Genomic DNA, 23,887 nt, shown 5'->3' with positions numbered 1-23,887 from the left:
GCGATGTTCAAGTTCTGTCCTCGTCTTGAGCCGGGTTACGGACGATACTGACGGCGATGACTGGATCCCGCGGAGCTGATGAGGTGGCAACGACCATGACAGGCCGAATCGTCGAGGGCAACCGTAGGCGTGTGTACGTCGACATGGTGGGAGATCTCTTTCACGCCGGGCATGTGGAACTCCTGAAAGCCGCCCGGGCTATGGGCGACGTGTTGCTGGTCGGTGTGCTCTCCGACGAGGTGGTGGCCTCGTACAAACGCCGCCCGATCATGACGATGGCCGAACGCGTCGCGGTCATCGAGGCGTGCCGGTATGTCGATGAGGTCCTGCCGGACTCGCCGTATCAGGTCACCCCGGAATTCATGGATGAAATGGACATTTCCTTGGTTGTGCATGGTGATGACATATCACCTGAGGTGGTCCGCGAGGTTTTCGGCGCGGTCGCCGACGCGGGCCGGCTCCGCCTGGTCAGGTACACGTCGGGTATCTCCACGACCGACCTGATTCTCCGGTGCAAGAAAGCCGGTTAGCCGCCGCAGCGGGCGCGCATAAAATTTCCGACCTCGAACAGGTCCAGGATGTTAGGAGAATGGTCGCGTGCCATCCCATGTCCTAGGTATTTCCTGCTTCTACCATGATGCCGCGGCGGCTCTCGTGCGGGACGGAGAGATCGTGGCTGCCGCTGAGGAGGAGCGGTTCACCCGGCGCAAGCACGATGCCGGTTTCCCATCGCACGCCGTTCAGTACTGCCTGGACGAGGCGGGCATCACGGCGAACGACGTGGACCTCGTGATGTTCTATGAGAATCCGGTGCTCAGCCTCGACCGGAACCTCACGACCTTCCTCTCCGTCGCGCCCCGCGGCAGGGAACGCTGGGGCGAGTTCGCCGACACCTTCCTCGCGAGGAAAGTACTGCTGGCCCGCGAGATACGGCAACGGCTGAACGTCAGCGCACCGATCCGTTTCACCCGGCACCACCTCAGTCACGGCGCGTCCGCCTTCTACCCCTCACCGTTCGAGGACGCGGCCGTCCTCACCGTCGACGGAGTGGGCGAATGGGAGACGACGTCGATCGCGCACGGCGTCGGCACGCAGATCCGCCCGCTCACCTCGATCCGCTTCCCGCACTCCCTGGGGCTCCTGTACAGCGCGTTCACCGGGTTCTGCGGATTCCGGGTGAACTCGGGCGAGTACAAGCTGATGGGTCTCGCCCCGTACGGCCGTCCACGCTACACCGACACGATCCGCGAGCACCTGCTCCACCTCCAGCCGGACGGCTCTTTCCGGCTCGGTCTTGAGTACTTCGGGTTCCTCGACGGCGACCGACTCACCAACGCCCGGTTCGCCGAACTGTTCGGCGGCGGGCCGCGCCCACCCGAGTCCCGCATCACGAGCAGGGAAACGGACCTTGCTGCCTCCGTCCAACTCGTCACTCAGGAAGCGGTCCTGGGCCTGGCCCGGCACGCGCGCGAGCTGACCGGCTCGAAGAACCTGTGCATGGCCGGCGGTGTCGCACTCAACTGCGTGGCGAACGGACAGCTCCAGCGGGCGGGCCTGTTCGAGAACATCTGGGTCCAGCCCGCGGCCGGGGACGCGGGCGGCGCGCTCGGCGCGGCACTCCTCGGCGCACACGTGCTGCTGGACGAGCCTTGCCGCAAGGACACCGGAGCCTCCGACGGCCAGCGGGGAAGCCTCCTCGGCCCGAGCTACGCCACCGATGAACTCCGCGCGCTGCTGGATGAGTTGGGCTGCCCCTACGAGGAGGTGCCCGACCCTGACAAGCGTGCCGTGCGCATCGCGGAACATCTCGCGGCGGGCGATGTCGTCGGTCTGTGCTCGGGCCCCATGGAGTTCGGGCCGCGCGCTCTGGGCAGCCGGTCGATCCTCGCCGATCCGCGACGGCCCGACACGCAGTCCCGGCTCAATCTCAAGGTCAAGTTCCGTGAGTCGTTCCGCCCGTTCGCGCCCGCCGTGCTGGCCGAGGCGTGCCAGGAGTACTTCGACTTCAGCGGCGACAGTCCCTACATGCTCATGACGGCTCCGGTGCGCGAGGAGCGGCGCGTCACACCGGAACCCGACGCGGCGTCCGACGGCGACACCGACGCCGATCTGCTCGCCGTCGTCCGGCAGGTCCGCAGCGACGTACCCGCGGTCACCCACGTCGACCACAGTGCCCGACTGCAGACCGTGGGACCCGGCAGCAACCCGGAGTTCCGCGCCGTGCTGGAGGCGTTCCGCGAGCTGACGGGGTGCCCGGTGCTCGTGAACACGTCGATGAACGTGCGCGGAGAGCCGATCGTGTGCACCCCGCACGACGCGTGGGAGTGCTACCGGCATACGGACATCGACGTGCTGGTCGTGAACCACCTGATCGTCACGGGTAAACCAACGGCTGCTACACCGCCCGTGAGCGTCTCGGAAGACCAGCAACCGGTTCCCGCACCACGCCCCGTGGACGGCACGAGCCGCAGCGACCTGTTCTTCGGACTGTTCCTGGCCCCGCTGGCTGAGCGGCTGGGGGAGGGCTTCCGGCGTCGGCTGGCCGCGGAAGGCGTGGACGGCAGCGCGTACAGCCCTGCCGAGACCGGGCCGACGGGCGGCGAGTTCTGGGAACTCGAAAGCCTCGACGCCATCGGCGAACAACTGCGCGGGATCTGGTCGGCGTACGGATTCGAGGACGCGAACGCGCTTGTGCGGCCCCTCATGGAACTCACCGAGGAGATCATCGGCGAACGCCGGGACGTCGACCTCGGCGAAGTGACGCCGTACATCTACACGCTGTTTTAGCCCCGGGAGCGCGTGGCCCCTGGGGTGCCCGGGGGCGAGCGGCTCGTGGTCGACCGTGACTCTACGAGCCGCTCGCTTCAGACAGATGCGTCGGACAGGTACGTCGGCGTGCTCAGATGTAGTGGCTCTGTTCCAGCACGGCGGATTCCATGTCCGACATATAGACGCCTGCGGCGCGGATCGCCTCTTGGAGGGGCGCCCAGTGCTCGGAGGACCCCATGAGCACGTCGGAGAGCCTGTTTACGGCGTTCTCCGTGGCTGGATCCTGTGCGGTACGGACGGCATCCCGCAGCAGTTCCTGCATCCGGCCGTTGTGCGCCCGTGTGGCGGCGGTACGAGCGGGGCTCGTTTCGATGCCGAGGAGTTCGTCGCGCTCCTCCAGCAGGGCGAGCCGCGCCTTCTCCAGCAGGGGCAGCAGGTTCGGCGGGGCGATCCCGGTGATCGCCATATGCTGCACGACGCGCAGGCGGAGCCGGTTCACGGCCAACGGCAGCGACAAGGCGTGCGGACCGCCGAACAGGGGCGCCGCCGCCTCGACGGTGCCGACGGTGAGCAGACGGACCCTGTCGTCGGGCAGGGCGGCCTGCGCCAGGAGCGCCTCGGCGCGCCGGGGACCCAGCAGTTGGTGCAACTCGGCGCGTGCGGAGGGTTCGTCGTCCGGGCAGTGCACCAGATTCATGAGGACGTTCTCGCCGGCGTGCCGGACGGTACCGGGCTGCGCCGCGGCGGGATCCGTGGCCCCTTTCAGCCGACCCATCGCCGCACACGCACCGGCTCCGTCGTACCGCAGGAGCACGAGACACGCCGGGCCGAGGTCATACCACAACTGAAAAGCGCGGTGCGGTGGCAGCGCGACCGGGCGACTGCGCGTCGGAACGTCGTAGAGACGCACCATTGTCTCCGCGTCCAGACGGATCAGCTCGGCGGCGACCGGGTCGAGCCCGGCCGAGCGGAACGCGTCCAGCAAGCGGTGCAGCGCCTGGGTGACCAGCCCGTCCGGGGTCACGAGCGCGTAGGTCCAGCTGGTGCCGCTCACGGCCATGGAGATCCTCTCTTCGATGGGCAGGGTACTGAAGTGCTATGCGGTGAGAGACATCACCCGCACGTCGGCGGTGGAGAAGGAGACGGAGACCCGCGCGCCGACGGCGAGCCCCTGCATCTTCGCGCTGGGCACGTCGACGAAGAGCGTGCCGAGCTGGTCGGCCCTGGCCTTCAACCGCGTGACGGGCCCGAGGAAGGCGTGCGCCATCACCCGGGCCGCGGCGGTACACCTGCCCAAGCCCGGTTCGGCCCCGCTCCCGGACAGCGGGGCGACCGTCAGGGCCTCGGGCCGGATCAGGATCAGCACGGGAGCGCCATCTGGCAGGCCGCGTGCGGCGTGCAGGCGCAGGACCGCGTCGTTGAGTCTGACCTCACCGCTCGCTCCGTCGACCACGTGAGCCTCGATGCGGTTCATGGCTCCGACGAACTCCGCGACGAAGCGGGTGCGCGGAGCGTCGTAGATCTCCGACGGGGTGCCGATCTGCTCGACGCCGCCGTGCTGCATCACGGCCACCCGGTCGGAGATGGACAGCGCCTCGTCCTGGTCGTGTGTCACGTAGAGCACGGTGGTCCCGAGGCGCACCTGGATGTCGCGGAGCGCCTCGCGCAGTTGCAGGCGGATCTGGCTGTCGAGGGCCGACAGCGGTTCGTCCATGAGCAGGACGCGCGGCTCGACGGCCAACGCCCTTGCGACGGCGACGCGTTGCTGCTGGCCGCCGGAGAGCTGGTGCGGATAGCGGCTACCGAGCCCGGGCAGGCCGACCAACTCTAGTACCTGGGCGGCCTTTTCGGCTCGCGCGCTTTTTTGCCGGCGTCGTACACGCAGCCCGTACTCGATGTTCTGCTGAACCGTCATGTTCGGAAAGAGGTTGTACGATTGGAAGACGACGCCCATGTCCCGCTGCCGGGACGGCACTTCGTTGATCGGGACGCCGTCGAGGAGCACCTTTCCGTCGTCGGGCTGGTCGAAGCCCGCCACGATCCGCAGCGCGGTGGTTTTTCCGCAGCCGCTCGGCCCTAGCAGCGAGAAGAACTCTCCCGATTCCAGCGCGAACGTGAGGTCGTTCAAGGCCACGGCCGAACCGAAGCGCTTGTGAACGGCCTGGATTTCCAGGTACGGCATCAGCGGGTACCGCCGATCTGTGTCATGCCACGGCCGAGTCTATTGCCGACGACGATGATGGCGAGCATCCCGGTCCAGGTGATGAGGAAACTGAGCACCGACAGCGCCGCGGCCCCGGTCGCCCGCGACTCCCATACGTAGCTCATGTACACGGAAAAGGTGGTGAACTGCATGATGACGGCGATGGTGAACTCTCCCATCACGATGGCGAAGGTCAGCAGGGCCGCGGTGAGGACGGACGAGCGCAGGTTGGGAAGAACGATGGTCCGGAAAATGGTCGGCCAGCCGGCGCCGAGGCAGCGCGCGGCTTCCGTGAGCGTTCTGATGTTCAGGGAGTCCAGGCCGTTGTCGATGGCGCGATGGGCGTAGGGCAGGGCGAGTACGGAATACGCCCCGACGAGAACCGCGTAACTTCCGTAGAGCCAGGCGGGAGCCCAGCTGAATTCCCGGATCAGCCCCACCACGAGAGCGATCGGGGGTACGACCATGGGGAGCGTCGCCACGAACCCGACGACCGGCCGCAGCCGGGGAAGCCGGAGATGCACCCAGAACCCGGTCACGGTCACCAACGTGATGGTCAACACGATGGTGCCGGCCGCGACTTGCAGCGAGAGCGCGAAGCTCTCCCGGAACGCGGGATCGGCAAGCACCTCACGGTAGGCCCTGAAGGAGGCCCCCGCGCGCCCGTTGCGGAGGCTGAACCAGCAGGTGGCCATGAGGGGGACCAAGGCGTACAGGACGCCGGCCGCGATGACGTACAGACCTGCCCGTGACGGGTGTGGCTTCATGGGCGCCGCCATTTCGCGGCGGTCCGCATCAGACCGGCGTAGAGGACCAGCGTCACCGCGAGCACCACGATCATGCCGAGTGCCAGCGTGTCCCCGAAGTTCGCGTCGGCCACGACGTCACCGGTCTGCGTCTGTCCGATGAGCAGGGGCACGAGGGAGAACTGGCCGGAGGTGAGCGCGTACGCAGCGGAGTGGGCGCCGAAGGCATTGCCGAAGAGCAGCACCGTGCCACCGAGGACGGACGGCCGGATCACGGGAAGAACCACCTGACGCCAGTAGGCCGCCGAAGTGGCGCCGAGACTGGTCGCGGCCTCCTGCCATTCGTGGCGCAGGCTGTCGAGGGAGGGGCCGACGACCAGGACCATGAGCGGCACTTGGAAGTAGAGGTAGACGAGGCAGAGTCCCCAGAACGAGTAGAGGGAGAACCCGGCGTCCGCAGGAGTGACGCCGAAGGCGTTGCGCAGTAGGACGGTCACCAGGCCGTTCGTGCCGAGGGTGGCGATGAACGCGAAGGCCAGGGGGACACCGGCGAAGTTGGCCGTGACCGCGGACAGCGTGGTCAGTTGGTTCCTCACCCAGTGCGGGGTGCCGCGCGCGATGGCGGCGAAGGCGAGGAGCGTTCCGAGCGCGCCACCCAGCAGGGCCGTGACCAGGCTCAGCAGCAGGCTGGTCCGGTAGGCCTTGAGCGTGTCCGGGGCGACGAGGTGGTGGACGTTCACCAGGCTCGGACTGCCGTCGCTGCCCTCAAAGGCACGTGCGACGAGCAGCAGGAGTGGAAAGACCAGAAAGACGAAGAGGAAGAGAGCGAACGGTACGACGCCGAGCCAGGACAGTCGCATCCCGCGCCACCGTGTTCGGCGCGGTTTCACTGCTGCCTCCGGAGGTGCTGCGAGGTCTTTCACCGGTCTGCTACCTTGGACGACCAATTCTCGCGGACCACCGCGATGGCATCCTTGGTCTGGCGGGCAGTGGGAAAGTGCAATCCCTGGTACGAGGAGTCAGAGGGAAGCCGGTCCAGAATTTTCTTCGGTATGACGCCCCGTGACCGCATGTCGGCGTACCGGGTGGGGTGTGCGTAGCCCTTGAGCCACAGCAGCTGCCCTTCGTCCGAGAAGAGAAATTCCTGCCACAGCCGTGCCGCCAAGGGATGCGGTGCGTTCCGATTGATCGCCTGGCAGTAGTAGTTGCCGAATATGCCGTCCTTCGGGATGCAGACCTGCCAGTCGATCTTCCCGCGGAGCTCGTCCGCGAGAGACAGGAGGCCGTAGTCCCAGCTGATCATGACAGGGGTTTCTCCCTGAAGCGCGGTGGCCGGGGTGGCATTTACCGGGATGAACGTGCCTGCCTTCTTCATCTCGGAGAAGAAATCTATGCCGGGCTCGATGTCGTCCAGGGAGCCGCCGTTGGCGAGGGCGGCAGAGAACACCGCGGCGAACGCGGACCCTGATTGGCGAGGATCCCCATCCAACGCGACCTTTCCTTTGTAGGTGGCGTCGAGGAGATCGTGCCAGGTTCTGGGCGTCGCCCCACCCACCGCGTCGGCATTGACGCCCCAGCCGATCACGCCCCAGTAGTCGCCGACCCAACGGCCCTCGGGGTGTTTGAGCTCGGACGGTATCGAGTCCCATGTGCTGACCTTGTAGCGAGCGGTCAGCGAGTCGCCAACTGCCCGGAGGGCAAAGGGGGGACCGATGTCGACCACGTCCGGTGCCCGACTCGCCCCTTTCAGCATGCGGACCGCAGAGAGTTGTTCCGCCGAGCTCGCATTCGGTGATCCGCGCACGATGTGAAGTCCGAACTTCGTCTCGTACGTGTTCATGATCGTGCCGTAGTTGACGAAGTCCGGTGGTAACGCGATGGTATTGAGCGAGCCCTCTTTGCTGGCGTCACGAACCAATTGGTCGAGACCGCCGGAAAGACTCGTCGGTTGGGGGCCTGCAGCGTCCTGGCTCATGCATCCTGTGAGCCATCCGGTCGTGCCGAGTGCCGCCCCGTAGCGCAGCACATCCCTGCGGGAAGAACTCGAATCGCGAAACGTACTGAGCAGTGGTCGGTTTTCGTAGCGTGACATGCTACTCCTCTTGCGCCACTTCGGTGGCGAGGCTCCGGGAAACGCGTGTCAACCAGTGCGACAGGAGCCTATAAATGGACCTGTACTTGCACAACGGGCCACCGATGGACACCGCGGCTGGAGCGGGTGCCGGCGAAGATCGCCCGGACGAGGGGGGCATCGTCCTGCTTGACGACGGTGACGTGGGACATGGCGTCACAGCACACGCGGGGACGCGCCGGCGGGGACTGCAACTATCCGCTGTGCGCAACAGTGGAGAAGCCGAACCCCTGGAGTTTCCCCGTGATCTCGGACGCTCGTTCGTTATGTCGCGAGGGCGTGCTGGTGCCGTTGCCGGGCCTCAGCCGGCGTGAGGTAGCCAAAGACCTTGTGTTTGCGCAGTCGGCGGCGCTTGTAGAACGTCTCGATGAAGGCGAAGACTTCGGCGCGGGCGGTGGCCCGGTCGGGCCAGACACGAGTGCCGATCTCTTCCTTGAGCAGGGCCCAGGAACTCTCCGCTGCGGCGTTGTCGAAGCATGAACCGGTGCGCCCGCAACTCTGGCGCAGCCCCAACTCGTGCGTCCCATAAAGGAATTGGGCTGATGTGTACTCGGCGAGTTCAACCGATCGATGCAACACCGGGTTGCTGAAGTGAGCGTAGTTGCTCTTCGAAGACTTCGGCGGGGGTCTTCCAGCCGAGGATCTTGCGGGGCCGATTGTTGCGTGCGTATGCGACGCGGGCGAGGACTTGTTCCGGGGATTCGGCAGCGGTGTCCGGGACTGGGGTGCGGGCGCTGGTGTGCAGGCCGAGCTCAACGGCCAGGTGCATCTCTGACGCGTATCTCGGCCACCCAGGGACGGCAAGAACCCTCAGCTCGCAACCGTGATCAATCTCAGCGCCAACCGCTGTACCGATGTTCCCCAGGGCCGTTATCGCCTTGCTGGGGTGGGGGATTGAGGCCCCGCGGCTCTTCCGTCCGGGCCCGTTCCTTCACTGCAACTCATGTACGCATAAACGCGAACATGAAGCTGCTGCTGCGAACCTGCTACGCGCGGGCATGCTTCGGTGGTACAGCGAGCGGCCCGCCGAAGCGGCCGACCGGGCTGTCCCCGGCCACTGGGAAGGCGACCTCGTCGTCGGCCGCAACTCCCGCTCCGCCATCGCCACCCTGGTCGAACGCAGCACCCGCTACCTGATGCTCGTCCACCTGCCCACCTGCCCACAGTGTGGCGGCCGTCCGCAACGCTCTCACCGACACGGTCACGACCCTCCCGCCCCACCTCAAACGGTCCCTCACCTGGGACCAAGGCTGCGAGATGGCCACCCAACACGCCTTCAGCATCGCCACCGGCGTCCCGGCCTGCTTCTGCGACCCCGGCAGCCCCTGGCAGCGCGGCTCGAACGAAAACACCAACGGCCTGCCGCGGCAGTGCGGCAGTACTTCCGCAAGGACAGTGGCCTGTCCGTCCACACCCGCGAAGACCTGGACGCCGTCGCCGCCGAACTCAACAGCCGCCCACGCAAGACGCTCGGCTGGGAGCCCCCGGCCGAGCGTCCGTCCGAACTGCTCGCGGCTTGATCAACTCACCGTGTGTTGCGACGACCCCTCGAATCCGCCGATCCGTCGAGGCCCTCGTCCGTGCGACGGGTCTCAGATGGTCGCGTTGTCGATCACGAACCGGTACCGCACATCGCTCGCCAGCACCCGCTCGTACGCCTCGTTGATCTCGGAGGCGGCGATCCGCTCGATCTCCGCACCGATTCCGTGCTCGGCGCAGAAGTCGAGCATCTCCTGGGTCTCGGGGATGCCGCCGATCATCGATCCGGAGAGGATCTTGTTGCCACCGATGAGGGAGAACGGGTGGAAGGTGATGGGCTCTTCCGGGATGCCCACGTTCACCAGGGCGCCGCCCGTCTTCAGCAGGCTGAGGTAGGCGCTCAAGTCCAGCGGCGCCGACACCGTGGAGACGATGAGGTCGAAGGAGCCGGCGAGTTCCTCGAACGTCTTCGGGTCGCTGGTCGCGTAATAGTGGTCGGCGCCCAGCTTCAGGCCGTCGTCCTTCTTGCGCAGGGACTGGGAGAGGACCGTGACCTCCGCGCCGAGCGCGTGCGCGATCTTGACGCCCACGTGGCCGAGACCGCCCAGACCGACCATGGCGACCTTCTTGCCGGGTCCCGCGCCCCACTGCTTGAGCGGTGCGTACGTGGTGATGCCCGCGCACAGCAGCGGCGCGGCAACGTCCAGGGCCAGTCCGTCGGGGATGCGGACGGCGAAGTTCTCGTCGACGACGACGTGCGTGGCGTAGCCGCCGTAGGTGGGCTGGCCGTCACGGCCGATGGCGTTGTACGTCTGGACGGCCCCCGTACACAGTGGTGTTCCTGGCCGGCCTTGCAGTTGTCGCACTCGCGGCAGGAGTCGACCATGCAGCCGACGCCCACGCGGTCGCCGACCTTGTACTTGGTGACGCCGGGGCCGACCTCGGAGACGACGCCCGCGATCTCGTGCCCCGGGACCATCGGGAAGATCGCCTCGCCCCAGCCCTCGCGGGTCAGGTGGATGTCGGTGTGACAGATACCGGCGAACTTGATGTCGATCAGCACGTCGAACTCGCGCACCGCACGACGCTCGATGGTGGTGCGCTCCAGCGGAGCGTTGGCGGCGGGCGCGGCGTACGCAGCAACAGTGGTCATGCCGTGGTTCTCCTTGCGGGGGTTGTGCGCCCGGCTGCCTTCTTCCGGCCCGGCGCGTTTTCACTGTAACTCATGTACGCGTTAGTGCGAACATGGGTCCTTGATCCTTCCCTCGCGGCCGGGGGGGGGACCCGCTCGCACGCCGCGGAAGGCATTCCCGGGCGTTCCTGGTGAACGGCAGTTCGGATGGGTGCGATCGTCGCGACAGGGCTGATGGCGGGGTCGTTCGTGCGCGATGCCCGGCGCGTTGGCGTCGACGTCGGCAGCGGTCAGCGCCTGTCGCCGACACCGTTGCCTACGACGAATCGCCAGAGGTAAGCCTTCTTCTCGAGCCTTCTTGGTAATTGACAGGGTACGAGCGTACCTCTTAACGTACCCACCATCTGGGGGGCAATGCCGTCCGCTCGACGAGGAGCACTGATGCCGCACCTGTACGACATAGATGTCCGAGTTCCGATGCGTGACGGCGTGGCCCTCGCCGCCAACGTGTGGCATCCGGCCGAGGGCCAGGCTCCGACGCTGCTCGTGCGCATGCCGTACGGCAAGGACGTGATGGGCATTGCCCATTCAGATACGGTCGTGCCCGAATTCCTGGCTTTGCTGGAGGCCGGCTACGCGCTGGTGGTGCAGGACTGCCGGGGCACGCACCGCTCGGAGGGCGAGTTCGTTCCGCATATGGCCGACCGGAACGACGGCGAGGACACCGTCGCCTGGATCGCCGACCAGCCGTGGTCGGACGGCACGGTGGGCATGTACGGGCCGTCCTACCTCGGCATGGTCCAGTGGGAAACCGCCGCGAGCGGTGCCCCCGGCCTCAAGGCGATCGCGCCGGCCTTCACCTCGATCGACAACTACGAGGCGCCTTGGTACGGCCCGGGCGGTGCGCTCTCACTGAGCCTGGTCACCGTGTGGAACGCCATGATGTACGCAGCCGACGCGCAGCGGTCCCTGGCGGCCGGCGAGGGCTCCGTGTCCCAGCTGCAGCAGCTCGGTCAGGCGCTCCTGTTCCCGGAGCCGCTGAACGATGTGCTGCCGACGGCGCAGGTTCCGGTCCTGGCGGCGTACGGGAAGTGGTGGGACGACTGGATGGCCCACCCCTCCCACGACGGGTACTGGGACGCCATGGAGCTCACGCCCGAGCTCAAGAACGTCACCGTCCCGGCCCTCAACATCGGCGGTTGGTACGACCTCTACATCGGGCAGACTGTGCGCACCTACACCAACGCCCGCCGGCAGGCAGGCAGTGCGCACGCGCGTGAGGAGCAGCGGCTGATCATCGGTCCGTGGGATCACATGTCCGCGAGTGGCGTCTATCCCGACCGCTCCTTCGGCCCGCTGGCCAGCGCCCAGATGCTGGGCCTGACCGGCCTGCATGTGAAGTTCTTCGACCGCTGGCTCCGCGGCGACACCACCGCTCTGGACGATGTCGCGCCGGTGAAGATCTTCGTGATGGGCATCGACCAGTGGCGCGACGAGCAGGAATGGCCACTGCCCGACACGAGGTGGACCGACTTCCACCTCACGAGCGCCGGCCATGCCAACACAGCGGGCGGGGACGGCGTGTTGACGACCGAGCCGCCGACCGGCGCCGGGCACGACACCTACCTCTACGACCCGCGCCGCCCGGTTCCCTCGGCCGGCGGGGCGTCCATGCCGACGACATTTGGGTTCTGCGGCCCGGTCGACCAGCGGACCGTCGCCTCCCGCGAGGACGTCCTGTGCTTCGCCGGCCCGGTGCTGGAGGAGCCCGTCGAGGTGACCGGTCCGGTCAGCCTGACCCTGTTCGTCTCCTCCTCGGCGGTGGACACCGACTTCACCGCCAAGCTCGTCGACGTCTTCCCCGACGGCAAAGCGATCAACCTGTGCGACGGGATCCTGCGCGCCCGCTACCGGGGCGGCCTCGCCACGGAAGAACTGATGGAGCCCGGCACGGTCTACGAGATCACCGTCGACATGACCGCCACCTCCAACGTGTTCCTTCCCGGTCACCGCATCCGCGTGGACGTCTCCAGCAGCAACTTCCCCCGCTACGACCGCAACACCAACACCGGCGGCGTCATCGCCCGTGAGAGCGAGGAGCAGATGGTTCCGGCGGTCAACCACATCCATCACGGGCCCAACCACCCCAGCCGTCTGGTCCTGCCGATCATCGACCGGAAGGACCAGTGATGAGCGCCGCCGACCGGGTCGCCGAACTGAACGCGACCTTCGCGTCTCCTTCCCTCAATGTGGCCTGGCTGCTCTGCGACCAACACTCCGCCGACCGCATGGCGTTCACCGTTGTCGACGGCACCGGTGGAGCTGCCACGCTGTCCTACGGCGAGCTCGCCGCGGACTCGCACCGCTACGCGCGGGCGCTCCAAGGGCTTGGCGTCGGTCCGGGTGACCGGGTGGCGACCCTGATGGGCAAAAGCACCGACCTGGTCACCGTCATCCTCGCGATCTGGCGGCTCGGCGCGGTCTACGTCCCGCTGTTCACCGCGTTCGCACCCCAGGCCATCGCTCTGCGCCTGGAAGGCTCGGGTGCGCACGTCGTGCTCGTCGACCCGGACCAGCGCCACAAACTCGATCCGGGCCCCGACCTGCCGGACGACCCCCAGCGCCGCGTCGTCGTCATCGGAACCGGCGCGCGGCACGGTGACGTGTCGCTCGCCGACCTCGTCGCGGCCGCGTCATCGGAACCGGTGCCCGCCGTCACCACCAGCGGGGACGGGCCGCTGGTGCACATGTTCACCTCCGGCACCACCGGCAAGCCCAAGGGCGTCGTCCACCCCGTCTCCTACATCGCCGGATGGCAGGTCTACCTGGAGTACGGCCTCGGTGTCACCCAGGACAGCAGCTACTGGTGCGCCGCCGACCCCGGCTGGGCCTACGGGCTGTACTCCGGCATCGTCGCTCCTATGGCCGCCGGCATCCCCAGCCTGCTGCTGTCCGGCGGGTTCTCCGCCCAGACGACCTGGCGCACCCTCGTCGACCACCAGGTCACCGACTTCACCGCCGCCCCGACCGTGTACCGGGGCCTGCGCTCCTCGTCGGTGCCGGTGCCGCAGGGGCTGCGTCTGGAACGGGCGTCCAGCGCGGGCGAGCCCCTGACACCCGAGGTCAATGAGTGGGCCGGCATCACGCTCGGCCTGGCCGTGCACGATCACTTCGGCCAGACCGAGGTCGGCATGCCCTTGGCCAACCACCACCATCCCGACCTCGCCCGCCCTCTGAAGGCCGGGTCGATGGGACGGCCGGTGCCCGGCTGGAGCCTCACCGTCCTGGCCGACACGAAGGACGAGCCCGCCGGGCCAGGTGTGCTCGGCCGGGTCGCGATCGACGTCGCGGTGAGCCCGCTGATGACCTTCCGCGATTACCAGATCCCAGGGCAGAGCGCTGCCAAGTTCACCGCCGACGGCCGCTGGTACCTCACCGGCGATGCCGGGCGCATTGACGCCGACGGGGATTTCTTCTTCTCCTCCCGTGACGACGACGTCATCATCATGGCCGGCTACCGGATCGGGCCGTTCGAGATCGAGAGCGTCCTCGCCCAGCACCCCGCGGTTGTCGAGTGCAGCGTCATCGGCGCACCCGACGACGTCCGCGGCGAGGTCATCGAGGCGTACGTCGTCCTGCGCGACGACTACGACGCCTCGCCGGAACTGGCCACCGAACTGCAGCAGTTGGTCAAGACCCGGTACGCCGCCCACGCCTACCCGCGCACGATCCACTTCATCGACGCCCTGCCCAAGACGCCCAGCGGCAAGACCCAGCGCTACCTGCTGCGCAGCCGCCGACGCACCGAACTCACCACCCCGGAGCCACGTTGACCGACACCGAACCTCTGCTCGTCGAGCAACGCGGACCCGTCCGGTGGCTGCTGCTCAACCGGCCCGAGCGGCGCAACGCCCTCGACGTCACCCTCGTAGAGGCCCTGGACAAGCAGATCACCAGCGCCGAGGCCGACCCCGGCACAGCGGTCATCGCCGTCGCCGGCCGGGGACCGAGCTTCTGCGCCGGCGGGGACTTCCACCAGTTCCTGGAGCTGCACGAGCGGGGCGACAACCCCGTCGATTTCCTGACCGACGTATCGGCCTGCTTCAGCCGCATCGCGGCCAGCCCGAAACCCTGGGTCGCCGTCCTGCACGGTCACGCCGTCGCCGGCGGCCTCGAACTCGCACTGGCCTGCGATGTCGTCGTCGCCGCCGACACCACCCTCATCGGCGACGGCCACCTGAAGCGGCGGCTGGTTCCGGCCGCCGGGTCAAGCGTCCGGCTCCCCGGCGCGGTCGGCCACGGACTCTCGCGCTGGCTCCTGCTCACCGGCGAACTGCTGCCCGCGACCGCTTTCGCCGGCACCGGCTGGATCCGCGCGATCGTGCCCGAGGCCGACCTCGACGCCACCGCCACCCGTATCTGCCATCAACTGGCCGACCGCAACAGCCCCGCCCAGCAACGGCTCAAGACGCTGCTGCACCGGATCGACGGCGTCGCCCCCGAACACGCCCTGCGCGAGGAACTCGCCACCTTCGCCGACAACTGGCAGGCCAGCTCGGTGGCCGACGCCCTGCGGACCTTCCTCACTCCCCGGACCACGAAAGCAGACACCAAGTGAACCGCTACCACGGACGCGTCGTCGCCATCACCGGCGCCGCACAGGGCCTCGGCCTCGCCATGGCCACACGCTTCGCCGCCGAGGGCGCCACCGTCGCGCTGGCCGACGTCAACGAACAGGCGCTGACCGACGCCGCCGGGACCATCGCCGACGCCCACGACGCGAAACTCCGGACCGACGTGGTGGACGTGACCGACTCCGCACAGGTCGATGCCTGGATCACCGGCGTCACCGCCGGTCTCGGCCGCCTCGACGTGCTGGTCAACAACGCCGGCATCATCCGCGACAACCGCGTCGAGGACATCACCGACGACGACTGGCACGCCGTCATCGACGTCAGCCTCACCGGCGGCTTCCACTGCGCCCGCGCCGCGTTCGCCCCCATGAAACGCCAGGGCTACGGACGCATCGTCAGCTTCTCCTCCATGTCCTGGCGCGGGAACTTCGGCCAGACCAACTACGTGGCCGCCAAGGCGGGCATCGTCGGCCTGACCCGCACCCTCGCACTCGAAGGCGCCCGCCACGGCATCACCGCCAACGCCATCGCCCCCGGCCTCATCGACACCCCCATGCTCGCCTCCATGAACGGCCCCGCCCGCGACAAACTCACCAACAAGATCCCCATGCGCCGCACCGGCAGGCCCGAGGACATCGCCGAAGCGGCGGCCTTCCTCGCCGCCGAAGCCGCCGGCTACATCACCGGCATCGTCCTGGACGTGGACGGCGGCATCTCCATCGGATCCTCCATCCGGTAAGCACGTCGTGGTCTTGTGATGGGGACCGGGAGCGCGCCCCGATCAGTTCCGGCACTCTTGCCTGAAGTCACGCCCAGCCCCTTCTAGGTACGTTGTGCGATACGCTGGTACCCATGTGTATGGGTCGGCTTTCCGGCCCGGACGATCCCTCGCTGCTTCAGGCGGGGTCGGGGGGCGCTCATGGGAGACTTCTGCGGTGACGGGCCAAACCGACTCGCGTGACCGACGCCCGCGCCGAACGGCGCGCAGGCGGGTCGTCGACACTCGTCGGCGGGACGAATTGCTGCGCCAGTCCGAGGCGATCATCCTGGCCGAAGGCTTCACCGCGGTGACCATGGATGAACTCGCCCAGCGGCTGGGGTGCTCCAAGGCGACGCTGTACAGCCTCGCCTCCACGAAGGAACAACTGGTCCTGGCGGTCACCCGCGCCTTCTTCCGGGATGCGACCGCCGAGATCGAGCAGGCTGTCCAGGCCGAACCCGACCCCCGGCAGCGCATCCGCGTCTACCTCACCGGCGTCGGCACGGCCATGCGCCGGCATTCCCACGCCTTCTACGACGACATGGTCGGTTACGAACCGACGGCACAGATCTACCGCAAGAATTCGGCCGCTGCGGCGCAACGAGTCCACGAACTGATCGAGGAGGGCGTGCAGACCGGCGTTTTCCGCGCGCTCAACGGGCATTTCGCCGCCCAGGTCGTGGCAGTCACCATCGACGCGGTCCAGTCGGGGGTCCTCCTGGAGAGGACCGGCCTGACCGCCGGCGACGCCTTCTCCGAGCTCGGGGACCTCCTGCTGGACGGGCTCAGTTCGGGACAGGGCGCATCCGGGCCTTCCTCCACAGCGGTCGGCCAGACAAGGGATCAGGTCTCGCCACCGAGGTAGAGCCCGGCGACAGGGGTGCGCACCGCGCGGGATCGTCTCTTTTGACCACGATGCGGCAGGCGTGCACGGCACAGATCCTTGGCCTATGCGGGGTCGCCCCGGAGCGTCAGGCGCTCTCGGCGTTCGTGTACGGCGTCACGCGGCCCACGCTCTCCTTGAGGACGAGGTCGATCAGTCCGGGGAACCGCTGGTCCAGTTCTTCCTTGCGCAGCGTGTTGATGCGGCGGGTGCCGACGTCGTGCTGCCGGATGACACCGGCCTCGCGCAGGACGCGGAAGTGGCGGGTGAGTACGGACGCGGTGACGTCCTGGGTGAAGCCGCTGCAGGCCAGACCGGGGGAGGCGGCGAGGGTGACGACGATGGTGAGCCGGGTCTCGTCGGTCAGTGCGCTCATGATCTTGAAGAGGTCGAGGTCGTCCATGTCGGGGTGGACGAGCGGGGAAGAGGTGCGGCTGGCCATGAGAGAAGGGTAACGCCTGACCCATGTTCGCGTTAGCGCGTACATGCGGCTACAGTGAAGGACCGGAATGACCCTTCATCCGTCACTCACCGGGTTGCACATCACCGGTACCACGGCAGGCCAACGCCTTTGACGGCGCGGCTTGCATCAAGAACGGAGCACACCCATGACCGCGACCCAGGGGACCGAGTCGAGGACGCCCCAGACCGAAACGGCCGCGGAGGTGGTCGGCCGCCTTCGTGCGACGTTCAACACCGGCGTCACCCGCGGGCTGGACTGGCGCATCAACCAGCTGCAGCGGCTGCGGGCACTGCTGGTGGAAAACGAGAAGGAGCTGCTCGAAGCGCTCTGGGCGGATCTGAGGAAGAGCGTCAGCGAGGCGAAGGTCGAGATCGACTTCACCGTTGGTCACATCGACGAGACGCTGGCGAGTCTCTGGAGCTGGCTCCAGCCCCGCCCGGTGGAGGTTCCTTCCCACTTCGGTCCCACGACCACGGCCTACACCAAGTACGACCCGCTCGGGGTCGTCCTGGTGATCGCTCCGTGGAATTTCCCGGTGCATCTTCTCATCGACCCCCTCATCGGCGCACTGGCCGCCGGGAACACCGTGGTGGCCAAGCCGAGCGAGATCTCGGTGCATACATCGGCGGTGGCTTCACGCCTCCTGCGGCAGTACTTCGACGCCGACGTGCTCGGCGTGGTCGAGGGGGGCGCCGAGGAGACCACGGCCCTCCTGGAACAGCGTTTCGACCAGATCTTCTACACGGGCAATGGCACTGTCGGCCGGATCGTCATGGCCGCAGCCGCCAAGAACCTCACCCCGGTCACGCTTGAACTCGGGGGCAAGTCACCGGTCTTCGTGGCGCCTGACGCTGACGTGGACGAGACCGCGAAGCGGCTGGTCGGCGCCAAGTTCGGCGCCGCGGGGCAGCAGTGCATAGCCCCCGACTACGTCCTGACTGATCCTGCCACCGCTGCCGTACTGGTTCCCGCCCTCCGCGCGGCGGTCGAAGCTCAGTTCGGCTCCACTCCGCAGACCTCAGCCGACTTCGGTCGGATCATCAGCGAGCGGCATTTCGATCGGCTCACGCGTCTGCTGGATTCCGGCCGGGCGGCGGTGGGAGGCCGGCACGACCGCGACGACCTGTTCATCGCACCGACGGTCCTCACCGATGTCGACCCCGCATCGCCGGTCATGCAGGAGGAGATCTTCGGTCCGATCCTCCCCGTCGTCGAAGTCGAAGACCTCGATGCCGCCATCGGCTTCATCAACGAACGCGACAAGCCCCTCGCGCTCTACGCCTTCACGACGTCCGAGGCCACCAAGTCGCGCCTCGTGAACGAGACTTCCTCCGGCGGTGTCGCCTGGGGCCAGCCGCCGACGCAACTGCTCATGCCCGGCCTGCCGTTCGGCGGCGTCGGAGAAAGCGGCATGGGCCACTACCACGGCCGGTACTCCCTCGAAACGTTCAGCCACATCAAGGGTGTCGTGGACGTGCCGCTCAGCTAGTGCGTTGACCGCGAACGTCCGCCGGGTGAAGGGGGCGAGGTCCGCCCTGCTCCGCAGCCGGGCACGCCGGGCGCGAACCTCAAGTACATCCCCTGGGCGGGCCGTGGGCGCCGAGCGGAGCTATCGACTTGGCCAGGTCCACCGCCAAAGTCGGCGGCAGGCTGCCGATCTCTGCGGCCGTCGCGGACGGCATCTACGCTGTGGCGGTGGTGCTGAGGTCGGCTCCTTCGGCAGGCCGGTCGGGACCGCCGCCGGCGGTTCCGGGATCAGCGAGGGGTGTCGCGGACGGGATCGAGGAGCTGTTTTAGATGAGGGGCTGGCTGGCGAGGCTGTTCGGGAAAGAGCAGCGCCGCAGTGCGGGTGAGGACTCGGTGGCGATCCCGTCCCCGGGCCCTGTGTGGCTCGATCCGGAGATCCCGGACGAGGAGCGCGCGGTTCTGCTCGTGCGCCTCCTCGAAGACTCCACGGCGCGTGAGGACGAGCGGGAGGACGCCGCGTCGTCTCTGGAGTACCTCTGCGGTCCGATTGTCGAGGCGGCCCTGATCCGGGCCATCCGGGCGGGGGACTTCCACAGCGACCTGGCCCAGCTCTGCGCCGAGTCCCTCGCCGGAATCTGGGCCAGGGAGGGCCACGTCGACCCCGCCTTCCTGGCGGAACTGCGGAGTTTGGCGAAGGAGGAGGTCTTCGGCATCCTCGGGGCGCGGGCTCCGCATCTACTGCCCCGTGGCGCCCATTAGGGCTCTGACCGCATGGGATCGCCGGGTCGTTCAGGCCGCTTGGAGGGGGCGTCCGCCCCCGCGGATGCCTTTCTCGCTTCGGATGCGGGCGCGTTCCCTGCGTTCGGCGGCCAGGACGTCACGGTGGCGGGCGTTGGCGTTGCGCCAGCGCAGGTAGGCGTGCAGGGCACGGGGTGGTTGGGGTGATGGGAGTTGGCGATGGGGAACTGCCTCAACGGTCCGAAATGGGCTTCGATCGGGTTCGCCCACGATGCATAGGACGGGGTGAAGCACAGCTCGACCTTGTTCTTCCTCGCCCAGCGGCGGATGTCAGCGCCTTTGTGGGCGGACAGGTTGTCCAGGATCAGGTAGACCGGGGCGCCGTCGGGTCGGGCAGCACGGATCGACTTCAGCGCGGCCAGCGTGTTGGCGGCACCCTTTCTGCCGCGGTTGACGCCCCACAAGCGATCGTCGCCGACCGGGTAGCAGCCGTGGAAGTAGCGGACACCGTGGGTGCGGTGGTAGGTGGCCGGCACACGGTCGGGGTGCCCCCGCTCGGCCCAGCCCGAGCCCCCGGTGGGCCGGATCCCGAGCGGGCCGAACTCGTCGAAGGCGAAGATCCGGTCCGGGAGGCGGTCAAGGATCTCCTCGATCCGATGCAGCACTGATCGCCGGTCTCGGCCGGCTGGACCTGGTCGAGAGCCCGGACCGCGACCTGACTGCCCGGCTGCGCAAGGACTGGCCGACGGCGTTCATCCTCAACCCCTTCACCCACCCCGAGCCCACCGGCCCCGGCGCCCTCGCCCTCATCGAGGACGGCACCGCGGACATCATCGCCTTCGGCGCGCTGTTCCTGGCCAACCCGGACCTGCCCGCCCGCCTCGCAGCCGGCGGCCCCTACAACACCCCCGATGCGGCCACCTTCTACGGCGGCGACCACAGCGGCTACACCGACTACCCGGCGCTGCCCGCCGACAGCGCGTGACCTGAAAGGAAATCATCACCCGCGAGTACGGCGAGGCGAGACGCGGCGTTTCATGCCGCAGGCCGCCGGAGTTCCTCTGGTCCTGGCCCATGTGCCTTATGGCGACCCCCCCTCAAGAGAACGAGCCCTCGGGTGAACCGGAGGAGTGACACGGTGGAGATTGAGCTGGGGATCAACGGATCCGCCAGCGGCTGGACGTCTCGCCACAGGTGAGCCTCCTCGACGCGTTGCGTGTGATGCCGGTGGCACGTCTGCGTCACCGCACCGCCGTCGCCTCCACGCTGGGAGCTGCGTTCTTGAGTACCGGACCGCCGAGGGCGCGCGCGTCGCTCAGCACTACGCGCAACGGCGCGCCGCCGGGCCCGTACAGCAGCCGTCGCACTGGCCGGTCGGGGGGCGTGAGGAGGGCATCGACGATGCGCTGAGCCTGGGCCACGGCGCCTTCGGGCCGGATGCCGAGGACGGGGCGTCGGCGAGCGGGTGATGGCAGCGAGAACCGCGCGGTCCGTTGGGCGCGAGGCTCGCGCACAGCCCGGGGCGGGGTGTCTCCCGGCGGGGGTGACCGTGACGGCGCGGGATCCGGTGGCATGCCGGGCAGCGGTCGGCCAGCAGCACCTGATGCCGCGTGCAGGCGAAAGGACCAGCCCAGACGCCAGGTCACCTGCCAGCGACCGCCGCTGTCTGCCAGACAGGCCGGACAGAAACGGGACCGGGCCCGCCCCCACAGCGTGCGGGGCTCCACCCGCCGCAGGTGCGGCTCGATCACCACCCCGTGTCCGTCGAAGCGCCGCAGCGTCATCGCCAGGAGGACGTCCTCGGCGACACCTGCGCCGCCGGCCGCGATCGCCGCGAGCTCCTCTCCGGTGGCCAGCACTACCCAGCGGGGCAGCATCGGTTTGGCCAGGGCCGCATCCCGGGTCGGCAGGCGCAGCGCACGGAGTACGTCCGCGAACGGACAGTTGAGGCGGGCGGCGAGGAACTCCAGCCAGGAGTCCAGGGCTTCACCGGGATGCGGTGCGTACCGGATTGGCAGCGTCCGCCGTAGGGGGCTCACGGGGCGGCCCGCACACGGCGCGGGCGGCTGGCGGCCCTGCCCGCACGGAGCGCGTACTCGATTTCCGAGCGGTTGCGTTCCGCGGCTTCGTCGTTTCTGACCGGTCGAGGAGATCTCGGGTGAGGCGCTCGGCGCCGGTTCGCTGGGCGCGCTGCCAGCCGCGGTTGACCAGCGTCATCAGCGAGCCGATGCGCCCGGTGCTGTGGGCGGGAGATAGTCCGACAGGTCGTCGGCCAGCATGCCCGGATGGGCGTCCGCCAGCAGGAGACGCCGTTCAGGGCCAGCAGGAGCTGTCGCCAGTGACGGCGGCACTGTTCGGAGTCGATGGTGAAGGACGGCATGTCCAGGCGGGTGGTGCGTCGGCCGGTCTGCGCCAGGACTGTCTCGCCAGCGCTCTCGCCCTCGCTGAACAGGCCCTTGTCCGCGAGCCAGACCCCGGCCTTGAGGAGGTGACCGGGAATTCGTTGGCGATCCGCTTGAGGTGGTTGCTGACCTCGATGCCGCTGGTCTTGCGCCACGTGAGGAAGTGCAGGTCGTCCAGGATCAGCAGCCGCACCACGCACAACAGCACGCAGTCCAGGGCTTGCAGGCTCAGCTGCGCGGCGGTGGAGGTCCGGCGTCCGGGGTGGTGGCCGAGGGCGTGGCCGGGGGACCCTGCCCCGTCGAGGGCATCGACGGATTTCACTGATCAGCGTGCGAATGGATCGTCGTTGCGGAGGGCCGGTCCCGAGGGGACAATGCGTGGGAGGCGCCGGGTGGTCATCCCGGCGAAGTGTTGGAGGCGCTGCTTGTGAACACCGCACCGCGGTGCGCCTCACCATGCGCGCCAGACGCTGACCACTTCGCTTCGCCCACCGGCTGACCTGCTTCGTTCACGGTGGGCGCTTTCCCTTATGGGAGACCACCGTAGTGTCCGAAGACTTCGGGACGGTTGATCGCCGTCCTCTGGCAATGGTTCTTGTCGCCAACCTCGTGACGATCGCAGGGAATTGCCTCACGTACATGGGCGTGCCGTGGTTCGTGCTGCAGACCACGGGCAGCGCCGCCAGGGCCGGGATCGTCGCGTTCTGCACATTGCTGCCCGCCGTGCTCGCTGCGCTCGTCACCGGTCCGGTCATCGACCGGATGGGCCGACGGCGGGTGAGTGTCGCCTCGGACCTCACCTGCGGGCTCGCCGTTTCGGCGATCCCGCTGCTGCAGTTCGCCGGCCTCCTGCAGTTCTGGATGCTGTGCGTGCTGATGGCGATGACAGGGCTGTTCCGTGCGCCGGGTGAAACCGCTCGCGGCGTCTTGTTGCCCACGCTCGCCGAACGCGCCGGAACGCCGCTGACCAGGGCCGCTGGGCTGTACGACGGTGCGGCACGCTGCGCGGCCCTGACGGCATCCGCTCTCGGAGGTGTGCTGATCGCCGTACTCGGAGCCGAGAACGTCCTGTTGGTGGATGCCGCGACCTTCGCCGTGGCCGCGCCACTGTTCGCGTTCGGAGTGCGCGGCCTGCCCGAGGCGCAGACCCAAGAACGGGCCGAGCCGGCGTCGCTCTGTGCCTACCGTCGTGAACTCGCGGACGGCTATCGCTTCGTGGCGGCCACGCCGCTGCTGCTGGGCCTGTGCCTGATGACGCCGGTCACCAGGGGGCTCGACCAGGGGTGGAGCGTCGTTCTCCTGCCCGTGCATGCCCGTGAGGAGCTTGATGGTGCCGTCGATCTCGGTCTGCTGAACGCGGCGTTCGGGATCTGCGCTCTCGCGGGGGCGCTGGTCTATGGGGCGGTGGGCAGCCGCTTTCGGCGGTGGCCCGTGTTCACGATCGCCTTTCTCATCGGGGGCCTGCCGCGCTTCGTGGTGGCCGCCTTCACCGACACCTTCACCCCGCTGGCCGTGATCATGGCGGTAGAGGGCCTCGCCTTCGGTGTACTCAACCCCATCATGGCCACCGTGACGTATGAGACGGTGCCGGAGGATCTACGCAGCCGCGTGCTGAGCGCGACCACGGCCTCTGTCCAGCTGATCACTCCGCTGGGCGGACTGGCCGCGGGTCTCCTCGTGGACTCGGCCGGCCTGCCTTTCTCGCTGCTGACGGTTGGCGGTGTATATCTGCTCGCCACGCTGTGCCCGATGATCTTCCCGGCCTGGAGGCAGATGGACAGTTCCGGTTCTTCCCATGACAGGGCGGAGGGCTCGCTGCCGCAGGGTTGGGGGGGCGAAACGGGTGTAGTCACGGAGACGGCCGTCTCGGCGCTGCTCTCCACCGCAGCATTCACGCTCCTGGCCTCCACCCTGGCAGCCCTCATCCTGCGCTCCCACCGACCGGCCCACGCCAAAACCAACTGAAGCACCACCCGGCGAGCCGGCTCCCCACCATCGCGGGAAGCCGGCTCGCCGCCGTCCGCCCGCCCACGGGCCAGGCGGCCAGATCCAACGAGCCGTTCACCGACCAATCACCACC

The 23,887-nt window shown here is 68.2% G+C and carries 18 protein-coding genes and 4 pseudogenes; 11 read left to right on the top strand and 11 right to left on the bottom strand.

The genetic code is table 11. From position 1 onward, the window contains the following. The first annotated feature begins 95 nt into the window (after window positions 1–95). Window positions 96–530 (top strand): adenylyltransferase/cytidyltransferase family protein, encoded by a 435-nt coding sequence (locus OHB00_RS02235; RefSeq protein ID WP_406430642.1) that lies wholly within the window; start codon window positions 96–98, stop codon window positions 528–530. Between the two features lie 67 nt (window positions 531–597). Next, window positions 598–2,787, top strand: a complete 2,190-nt coding sequence (locus tag OHB00_RS02230; protein WP_406430640.1) for a carbamoyltransferase — start codon at window positions 598–600, stop codon at window positions 2,785–2,787. A 112-nt stretch (window positions 2,788–2,899) separates the two neighbouring features. Here OHB00_RS02230 and OHB00_RS02225 read toward each other — a convergent pair whose 3' ends face one another. From OHB00_RS02225 to OHB00_RS02195, 7 genes and pseudogenes are all read right to left on the bottom strand, one after another. Continuing rightward, window positions 2,900–3,823 (bottom strand): nucleoside-diphosphate kinase, encoded by a 924-nt coding sequence (locus OHB00_RS02225; protein ID WP_406430638.1) that lies wholly within the window; start codon window positions 3,821–3,823, stop codon window positions 2,900–2,902. 42 nt (window positions 3,824–3,865) lie between these two features. Beyond that, window positions 3,866–4,951, bottom strand: coding sequence for an ABC transporter ATP-binding protein (locus tag OHB00_RS02220; RefSeq protein WP_406430636.1), 1,086 nt, complete (start codon window positions 4,949–4,951; stop codon window positions 3,866–3,868). Next, on the bottom strand, window positions 4,951–5,739 hold the full coding sequence (locus tag OHB00_RS02215; RefSeq protein ID WP_406430634.1) for an ABC transporter permease: 789 nt from the start codon (window positions 5,737–5,739) through the stop codon (window positions 4,951–4,953). Before OHB00_RS02215 ends, OHB00_RS02220 begins: the two co-directional genes overlap by 1 nt. Beyond that, window positions 5,736–6,578: an ABC transporter permease gene (locus OHB00_RS02210; RefSeq protein ID WP_406430632.1), complete on the bottom strand. Its 843-nt coding sequence runs from the start codon at window positions 6,576–6,578 to the stop codon at window positions 5,736–5,738. The genes OHB00_RS02215 and OHB00_RS02210 overlap by 4 nt, the downstream gene beginning before the upstream one ends. A gap of 59 nt (window positions 6,579–6,637) precedes the next feature. Further along, on the bottom strand, window positions 6,638–7,810 hold the full coding sequence (locus tag OHB00_RS02205) for an extracellular solute-binding protein (RefSeq protein WP_406430630.1): 1,173 nt from the start codon (window positions 7,808–7,810) through the stop codon (window positions 6,638–6,640). Between the two features lie 303 nt (window positions 7,811–8,113). Next, window positions 8,114–8,362, bottom strand: coding sequence for a hypothetical protein (locus tag OHB00_RS02200; RefSeq protein WP_406430628.1), 249 nt, complete (start codon window positions 8,360–8,362; stop codon window positions 8,114–8,116). Between the two features lie 46 nt (window positions 8,363–8,408). Further along, window positions 8,409–8,534: pseudogene (locus tag OHB00_RS02195) on the bottom strand (IS30 family transposase); the annotation flags it as partial. Window positions 8,535–8,862: 328 nt separating this feature from the next. On the opposite strand from OHB00_RS02195, the pseudogene OHB00_RS02190 reads away from it, so the two are divergent. After that, a pseudogene (locus tag OHB00_RS02190) lies at window positions 8,863–9,369 on the top strand (IS30 family transposase); the annotation flags it as partial. A gap of 72 nt (window positions 9,370–9,441) precedes the next feature. On the opposite strand, the pseudogene OHB00_RS02185 reads toward OHB00_RS02190, so the two are convergent. After that, window positions 9,442–10,481, bottom strand: a pseudogene (locus tag OHB00_RS02185) (NAD(P)-dependent alcohol dehydrogenase). A gap of 420 nt (window positions 10,482–10,901) precedes the next feature. On the opposite strand from OHB00_RS02185, the gene OHB00_RS02180 reads away from it, so the two are divergent. From OHB00_RS02180 to OHB00_RS02160, 5 genes are all read left to right on the top strand, one after another. Further along, window positions 10,902–12,650, top strand: coding sequence for a CocE/NonD family hydrolase (locus OHB00_RS02180; RefSeq protein ID WP_406430626.1), 1,749 nt, complete (start codon window positions 10,902–10,904; stop codon window positions 12,648–12,650). Beyond that, window positions 12,650–14,293 (top strand): AMP-binding protein, encoded by a 1,644-nt coding sequence (locus OHB00_RS02175; RefSeq protein WP_406430624.1) that lies wholly within the window; start codon window positions 12,650–12,652, stop codon window positions 14,291–14,293. The genes OHB00_RS02180 and OHB00_RS02175 overlap by 1 nt, the downstream gene beginning before the upstream one ends. Further along, on the top strand, window positions 14,290–15,078 hold the full coding sequence (locus tag OHB00_RS02170; RefSeq protein ID WP_406430622.1) for an enoyl-CoA hydratase/isomerase family protein: 789 nt from the start codon (window positions 14,290–14,292) through the stop codon (window positions 15,076–15,078). Before OHB00_RS02175 ends, OHB00_RS02170 begins: the two co-directional genes overlap by 4 nt. Further along, complete coding sequence (locus OHB00_RS02165; RefSeq protein WP_406430620.1) at window positions 15,075–15,833, top strand: SDR family oxidoreductase; 759 nt, start codon at window positions 15,075–15,077, stop codon at window positions 15,831–15,833. The genes OHB00_RS02170 and OHB00_RS02165 overlap by 4 nt, the downstream gene beginning before the upstream one ends. 196 nt (window positions 15,834–16,029) lie before the next feature. Beyond that, complete coding sequence (locus tag OHB00_RS02160; protein ID WP_406430618.1) at window positions 16,030–16,719, top strand: TetR/AcrR family transcriptional regulator; 690 nt, start codon at window positions 16,030–16,032, stop codon at window positions 16,717–16,719. Window positions 16,720–16,825: 106 nt separating this feature from the next. Here the strand turns inward: OHB00_RS02160 and OHB00_RS02155 are convergent, their stop codons facing one another. After that, a complete protein-coding gene (locus OHB00_RS02155; RefSeq protein WP_406430616.1) occupies window positions 16,826–17,179 on the bottom strand; it encodes an ArsR/SmtB family transcription factor in 354 nt (117 codons plus the stop codon). Window positions 17,180–17,345: 166 nt separating this feature from the next. On the opposite strand from OHB00_RS02155, the gene OHB00_RS02150 reads away from it, so the two are divergent. Both OHB00_RS02150 and OHB00_RS02145 read left to right on the top strand, forming a co-directional pair. Further along, entirely contained in the window at window positions 17,346–18,689 is a 1,344-nt protein-coding gene (locus OHB00_RS02150; RefSeq protein WP_406430614.1) for an aldehyde dehydrogenase family protein, read from the top strand. Between the two features lie 308 nt (window positions 18,690–18,997). Continuing rightward, window positions 18,998–19,426, top strand: a complete 429-nt coding sequence (locus OHB00_RS02145; RefSeq protein WP_406430612.1) for a hypothetical protein — start codon at window positions 18,998–19,000, stop codon at window positions 19,424–19,426. Window positions 19,427–19,456: 30 nt separating this feature from the next. On the opposite strand, the pseudogene OHB00_RS02140 reads toward OHB00_RS02145, so the two are convergent. Both OHB00_RS02140 and OHB00_RS02135 read right to left on the bottom strand, forming a co-directional pair. Continuing rightward, a pseudogene (locus OHB00_RS02140) lies at window positions 19,457–20,070 on the bottom strand (transposase); the annotation flags it as partial. 576 nt (window positions 20,071–20,646) lie between these two features. Further along, on the bottom strand, window positions 20,647–21,444 hold the full coding sequence (locus tag OHB00_RS02135; protein ID WP_406430610.1) for a TniQ family protein: 798 nt from the start codon (window positions 21,442–21,444) through the stop codon (window positions 20,647–20,649). A 951-nt stretch (window positions 21,445–22,395) separates the two neighbouring features. Between OHB00_RS02135 and OHB00_RS02130 the strand changes: the two genes are divergently transcribed. Then, complete coding sequence (locus OHB00_RS02130) at window positions 22,396–23,772, top strand: MFS transporter (RefSeq protein ID WP_406445577.1); 1,377 nt, start codon at window positions 22,396–22,398, stop codon at window positions 23,770–23,772. Window positions 23,773–23,887: the final 115 nt, after the last annotated feature.

Origin of the sequence: Streptomyces sp. NBC_00631 (genome assembly GCF_045206895.1) — a bacterium.
Classification (GTDB): domain Bacteria; phylum Actinomycetota; class Actinomycetes; order Streptomycetales; family Streptomycetaceae; genus Streptomyces.
The sequence above is the reverse complement of the archived record's forward strand: the minus strand, read 5'-3'. Positions and strand labels throughout refer to the sequence as shown.

Coding starts and splice junctions, on each gene's coding strand:
- OHB00_RS02235 (WP_406430642.1), top strand. CDS start 96: ATGACAGGCCGAATCGTCGAGGGCAACCGTAGGCGTGTGTACGTCGAC.
- OHB00_RS02220 (WP_406430636.1), bottom strand. CDS start 4,951: ATGCCGTACCTGGAAATCCAGGCCGTTCACAAGCGCTTCGGTTCGGCC.
- OHB00_RS02215 (WP_406430634.1), bottom strand. CDS start 5,739: ATGAAGCCACACCCGTCACGGGCAGGTCTGTACGTCATCGCGGCCGGC.
- OHB00_RS02210 (WP_406430632.1), bottom strand. CDS start 6,578: ATGCGACTGTCCTGGCTCGGCGTCGTACCGTTCGCTCTCTTCCTCTTC.
- OHB00_RS02205 (WP_406430630.1), bottom strand. CDS start 7,810: ATGTCACGCTACGAAAACCGACCACTGCTCAGTACGTTTCGCGATTCG.
- OHB00_RS02180 (WP_406430626.1), top strand. CDS start 10,902: ATGCCGCACCTGTACGACATAGATGTCCGAGTTCCGATGCGTGACGGC.
- OHB00_RS02175 (WP_406430624.1), top strand. CDS start 12,650: ATGAGCGCCGCCGACCGGGTCGCCGAACTGAACGCGACCTTCGCGTCT.
- OHB00_RS02155 (WP_406430616.1), bottom strand. CDS start 17,179: ATGGCCAGCCGCACCTCTTCCCCGCTCGTCCACCCCGACATGGACGAC.
- OHB00_RS02150 (WP_406430614.1), top strand. CDS start 17,346: ATGACCGCGACCCAGGGGACCGAGTCGAGGACGCCCCAGACCGAAACG.
- OHB00_RS02145 (WP_406430612.1), top strand. CDS start 18,998: ATGAGGGGCTGGCTGGCGAGGCTGTTCGGGAAAGAGCAGCGCCGCAGT.
- OHB00_RS02130 (WP_406445577.1), top strand. CDS start 22,396: ATGGTTCTTGTCGCCAACCTCGTGACGATCGCAGGGAATTGCCTCACG.